This is a genomic window from Arenimonas sp. (assembly GCF_019459675.1).
Taxonomy (GTDB): Bacteria; Pseudomonadota; Gammaproteobacteria; order Xanthomonadales; family Xanthomonadaceae; genus Arenimonas.
In genome coordinates, this window is sequence record NZ_JAIBFH010000087.1 from 1 (window position 1) to 5,345 (window position 5,345).

At 64.5% G+C, this 5,345-nt stretch carries 5 protein-coding genes and 1 pseudogene; all 6 read left to right on the top strand.

The features are described 5' to 3' along the window. Positions 1-150, top strand: a 150-nt coding sequence (locus K0M70_RS03310) for a KOW motif-containing protein (RefSeq protein ID WP_290779272.1), incomplete at its 5' end; no start/stop codon positions are given. A gap of 96 nt (positions 151-246) precedes the next feature. Next, on the top strand, positions 247-675 hold the full coding sequence (gene rplK / locus K0M70_RS03315) for a 50S ribosomal protein L11 (RefSeq protein WP_034223969.1): 429 nt from the start codon (positions 247-249) through the stop codon (positions 673-675). Positions 676-678: 3 nt separating this feature from the next. Then, a complete protein-coding gene (gene rplA / locus K0M70_RS03320; protein WP_290779264.1) occupies positions 679-1,383 on the top strand; it encodes a 50S ribosomal protein L1 in 705 nt (234 codons plus the stop codon). Positions 1,384-1,721: 338 nt separating this feature from the next. Then, positions 1,722-2,252: a 50S ribosomal protein L10 gene (rplJ, locus tag K0M70_RS03325; RefSeq protein ID WP_290779267.1), complete on the top strand. Its 531-nt coding sequence runs from the start codon at positions 1,722-1,724 to the stop codon at positions 2,250-2,252. A 51-nt stretch (positions 2,253-2,303) separates the two neighbouring features. After that, positions 2,304-2,672, top strand: coding sequence for a 50S ribosomal protein L7/L12 (rplL, locus tag K0M70_RS03330; RefSeq protein ID WP_290779270.1), 369 nt, complete (start codon positions 2,304-2,306; stop codon positions 2,670-2,672). A gap of 242 nt (positions 2,673-2,914) precedes the next feature. Next, positions 2,915-5,345, top strand: a pseudogene (gene rpoB, locus K0M70_RS03335) (DNA-directed RNA polymerase subunit beta); the annotation flags it as partial.

A 5,345-nucleotide genomic window follows, 5' to 3' on the forward strand; every position in this document is an offset into this window, starting at 1 on the left:
ATGGTCCGCGTCACCGAGGGTCCGTTCAACGACTTCAACGGCGTGGTCGAGGAAGTCAATTACGAAAAGAGCCGCCTGCGCGTGGCGGTGCTGATCTTCGGTCGTTCCACCCCGGTGGAGCTCGAGTTCGGCCAGGTCGAAAAGGCCTGACGCGAGGTTTTAGCGGCAGCGTGAAAGCCGGGGCACGTTTCCCGCCCGGCACGATGGGGAGCCTGACAACAGGCGCTTGCACCCGGAGATAATAAAATGGCTAAGAAAGTAGTTGGTTACATCAAGCTGCAGGTGAAGGCCGGCCAGGCCAACCCCTCGCCGCCGGTCGGTCCCGCGCTGGGTCAGCGTGGCCTGAACATCATGGAATTCTGCAAAGCGTTCAACGCGGCGACTTCCAAGCTCGAGCCGGGCCTGCCGACGCCGGTGATCATCACCGCGTATTCGGACCGCACGTTCACCTTCATCACCAAGAGCACCCCGGCCACCGTGCTGCTCAAGAAGGCCGCCGGGCTGACCTCGGGCTCCAAGCGCCCGAACACCGACAAGGTGGGCAAGGTCACGCGCAAGCAGCTCGAAGACATCGTCAAGGCGAAGGAAGCCGATCTCACGGCCGCTTCGCTTGACGCCGGCGTTCGCACCATCGCGGGCAGCGCCCGTTCGATGGGTCTCGTGGTGGAGGGCTAAGACATGGCACGCATTTCCAAGCGCTACAAGCAGCTCCAGACCCTGGTCACCCCGGGCAAGGCCTATTCGCTGGACGAAGCCCTCAAGCTGATCCAGTCGAACTCCAAGACCAAGTTCGTCGAGTCCGTGGACGTGTCCGTCCGCCTCGGCGTGGACGCCAAGAAGTCCGACCAGCAGGTGCGCGGTTCCACCGTGCTGCCCAAGGGCACCGGCAAGTCGGTCAAGGTCGCCGTGTTCTGCCCCCCGGGCGCCAAGGCTGACGAAGCCCTGGCCGCCGGCGCGGAAGTGGTGGGCATGGACGAGCTGGCCGAGTCGATGCTGGCCGGCAACATCAACTATGACGTGGTCATCGCCACGCCGGACGCCATGCGCGTCGTCGGCAAGCTGGGCCAGGTGCTCGGCCCGCGCGGCCTGATGCCGAACCCGAAGGTCGGCACCGTTTCGCCCGACGCCGCCGGCGCCGTGCGCAACGCCAAGGCGGGCCAGGTCCGCTACCGCACCGACAAGGGCGGCATCATCCACTGCACGATCGGCAAGGCCAGCTTCGAGGCCGAGTCGCTCAAGGAAAACCTGAACGCGCTGCTGGCGGACCTGGTCAAGGCCAAGCCGGCTTCGTCCAAGGGCCAGTACCTGCAGAAGATCTCCCTGAGCTCGACGATGGGCGTTGGCGTGGTCATCGACCACTCCTCGCTGACGCTGGCCAAGTAATCGTACAAGCCGTCCGGGGCGCGTCCCGGACGGAAGATTTTGAAGGCACCGGCGGGGTCGCGACCCCGACGGAGCCATCAAAGACCGCAGGTGCGGTCAGCGCGTGACGACGTCGGGCACGGATGCACGACTGGCAAGGATTCGCCGTCGCCACAAGCGGGATCGCCTAATCCGTACTTCTCGCGAAGTCGGGCCTGCGTAGATGGTGCCGCCTTTCGGAAGTATTTCTGGAAACGGCCACCACCGGGACGCATCCGCGTCCCCGGCGCCGAAGGAACGGTGCCGCCCAAGACCGCGCGTGGCAGGAGCCACAAGCGGAGTCCTATTGGAGGAGTGCAATGGCTCTTAATCTGTCTCAGAAGCAAGAAGTGGTTGCCGAACTGGCAGAAGTCGCCGCCAAGGCCCACTCCCTGGTTGCCGCCGAGTACGCTGGCACGACCGTTTCGCAGATGACCGCGATGCGGAAGAAAGCGCGTGAAACGGGCGTGTTCTTGAAAGTTGTCAAGAACAGCCTGGCTTCGCGTGCCGTCGCGGGCACCGATTACGAAGGCACGAAAGACGCCCTCGTCGGTCCGCTGCTGTATGCGTTCTCGATGGAAGACCCCGGCGCTGCCGGTCGTCTGATCAAGGAATTCGCCAAGGGCAACGACAAGCTGCAGGCAAAGGTCGTATCCATCGGTGGCAAGACGTATCCGGGCACCCACGTGGATGTCCTGGCTGCGCTGCCGACCCGTGACCAGGCGTTGGCCATGCTGGCCCGCGTGCTGGCCGAGCCGGCCACCATGTTCGCCCGCGCCGTCAAGGCCGTGGCGGACCAGCAGGGTGGTGGCGATGTCGCCCCCGCCGAAGCTGAAGCCGAAACCGCCTAAGTTCGTCACCGTCAAACAAACTTTCCAGAAAACTTTCCAGAGGTAATTAAAATGTCCCTTTCCAACGAGCAGATCGTCGAAGCCGTCGCCGGCAAGACCCTGATGGAAGTGATGGAGCTGGTCAAGGCCATCGAAGAGAAGTTCGGCGTCACCGCCGCCGCCCCGGTCATGGTTGCCGCCGCTGCTGGCCCGGCCGCCGTGGTCGAAGAGCAGACCGAGTTCCAGGTCATCCTCAAGGCTGCCGGCGAGAAGAAGGTCGAAGTCATCAAGGCCGTCCGCGCCATCACCGGCCTGGGCCTGAAGGAAGCCAAGGACCTCGTCGAGGCCACTGGCGTCGTGAAGGAAGCTGCGTCGAAGGACGACGCTGCCAAGTTCAAGAAGGACCTCGAGGCCGCCGGCGCGACCGTCGAGCTCAAGTAATCCTCACTTTGAGTCGCCGGCTGGTATTGGCGACCACCTGAGGCTGGGGGCGAAAGCCCCCGGCCTTTGGCCGTTCCTGGGGAACGGCACGAGGCAACAAGCAACTGATCCCGAGTTGCCAGTCGGAAGTAGCAAGAGAAGGCGTGCTGGTGCCGGCAATACCAGCGACTTCCAACTGGCAGTTTGATGTTCCCCCCGGACCGCGGACGCGCGGCCACAGATACCCGAGGCGGTAGCTCACCATGACGTACTCCTTCACCGAAAAGAAGCGTATCCGCAAGGACTTCGGCAAGCGCCGGCAGGTCCTTGAAGTGCCGTACCTGCTGGCGATCCAGATGGACTCGTACCGCGAGTTCCTTCAGGAGTTCGCCCTGTCCGGCAAACGCGACGACCGTGGCCTGCACGCCGCGCTGAAGTCGGTGTTCCCGATCACCAGCTACTCCGGCAACGCTGCGCTGGAATACGTCAGCTACAAGCTGGGCGAGCCGCCGTTCGACGAGCGCGAGTGCCGCAACCGCGGCCTGACCTACGGCGCCCCGCTGCGCGTGACCGTGCGCCTGGTCATCTATGACCGTGAGTCGTCCACCAAGGCCATCAAGTACGTGAAGGAGCAGGAGGTCTACATGGGCGAGCTGCCCCTGATGACCGACAACGGCACCTTCATCGTCAACGGCACCGAGCGCGTCATCGTCTCGCAGCTGCACCGTTCGCCCGGCGTGTTCTTCGACCACGACCGCGGCAAGACCCACAGCTCGGGCAAGCTGCTGTACTCGGCCCGCATCATTCCCTACCGCGGCTCCTGGCTCGACTTCGAGTTCGACCCGAAGGACGCCGTGTTCACCCGCATCGACCGCCGCCGCAAGCTGCCGGTCACCATCCTGCTGCGTGCGCTGGGCTACAACAACGAAGAAATCCTCAAGATCTTCTTCGACGTCAACACCTTCCACATCGCCAAGCAGGACGGCGTGGACCTGGAGCTCGTTGCCGAGCGCCTGCGCGGCGAAACCCTGAACTTCGACCTGGTGGTCGGCGGCAAGGTCATCGTCGAGGCCGGCAAGCGCATCACCGCGCGCCACGTGAAGCAGCTCGAGCAGGCCAAGGTCGACACCCTCGCGGTGCCGGACGAATACCTGTACGGCCGCATCCTGTCGCATGACATCGTCGACACCAAGACCGGCGAAGTGCTGGCGGTGGCGAACGAAGAGCTCAACGAAGCCAACGTCGCCAAGCTGCGCAAGGCCGGCATCGACACCATCGGCACCCTGTGGGTGAACGACCTCGACCGCGGCCCGTACATCTCCAACACCCTGCGCATCGACCCGACCAAGACCCAGCTCGAAGCCCTGGTCGAGATCTACCGCATGATGCGTCCGGGCGAGCCGCCCACCAAGGACGCCGCGCAGAACCTGTTCTACAACCTGTTCTTCACCTTCGAGCGCTACGACCTGTCGGGCGTGGGCCGGATGAAGTTCAACCGCCGCGTCGGCCGCAAGGAAGTCACGGGCGCTTCGGTGCTGTACGACTCGAAGTACTTCGGCGAGCGCAACGACGAGAACTCCAAGAACCTGGTCAAGGACCTTGGCGCAACCTCCGACATCCTGGAAGTCATCAAGACCCTGTGCGAGATCCGCAACGGCCGTGGCGTCGTGGACGACATCGACCACCTGGGCAACCGCCGCGTGCGTTCGGTCGGCGAAATGGCCGAGAACGTCTTCCGCGTGGGCCTGGTCCGCGTCGAGCGCGCCGTCAAGGAGCGCCTGTCGCTGGCCGAGTCCGACGGCCTGACGCCGCAGGACCTGATCAACGCCAAGCCGGTGGCCGCCGCGATCAAGGAGTTCTTCGGCTCCTCGCAGCTGTCTCAGTTCATGGACCAGAACAACCCGCTTTCGGAAGTCACCCACAAACGCCGCGTGTCGGCCCTTGGCCCGGGCGGCCTGACCCGTGAGCGCGCCGGCATCGAAGTGCGCGACGTGCACCCGACCCATTACGCCCCCGTCTGCACCATCGAAACCCCGGAAGGCCCGAACATCGGCCTGATCAACTCGCTGGCCGTGTACGCCCGCTCCAACAAGTACGGCTTCCTCGAGACGCCGTACCGCAAGGTGGTGGACGGCAAGGTCACCGACACCGTCGAGTTCCTGTCGGCCATCGAGGAACACGAGTACGCGATCGCCCAGGCGAACGCCGAGCTCAACAAGGACGGCAGCTTCCAGGCCCCCTTCGTTCCCTGCCGCTTCCAGGCCGAGACCCTGCTCAAGCCGCCGTCGGAAATTCACTACATGGACGTTTCGCCCATGCAGTCGGTGTCCGTCGCGGCCGCGCTGGTCCCGTTCATCGAGCACGACGACGCCAACCGCGCCCTGATGGGCGCGAACATGCAGCGCCAGGCCGTGCCGACGCTTCGTTCGCAGAAGCCGCTGGTGGGCACCGGCATCGAGCGCGCCGTGGCGCGTGACTCGGGCGTCACCGTAAACGCCAAGCGCGGCGGCGTGATCGACCAGGTGGACGCAGGCCGCATCGTGGTCCGTGCCAACGAAGACGAGATCCACGACAACGACGCCGGCGTCGACATCTAAACCCAGGTCAAGTACACCCGCTCCAACCAGAACACCTGCATAAACCAGCGTCCGCTGGTGGAAGTGGGCAACGTGGTGGCGCGTGGCGACGTGCTGG

Bases quoted from the DNA above. Each gene is read 5' to 3' on its own strand.
- rplJ (WP_290779267.1), top strand. From the start codon at position 1,722: ATGGCTCTTAATCTGTCTCAGAAGCAAGAAGTGGTTGCCGAACTGGCA.
- rplA (WP_290779264.1), top strand. From the start codon at position 679: ATGGCACGCATTTCCAAGCGCTACAAGCAGCTCCAGACCCTGGTCACC.
- rplL (WP_290779270.1), top strand. From the start codon at position 2,304: ATGTCCCTTTCCAACGAGCAGATCGTCGAAGCCGTCGCCGGCAAGACC.
- rplK (WP_034223969.1), top strand. From the start codon at position 247: ATGGCTAAGAAAGTAGTTGGTTACATCAAGCTGCAGGTGAAGGCCGGC.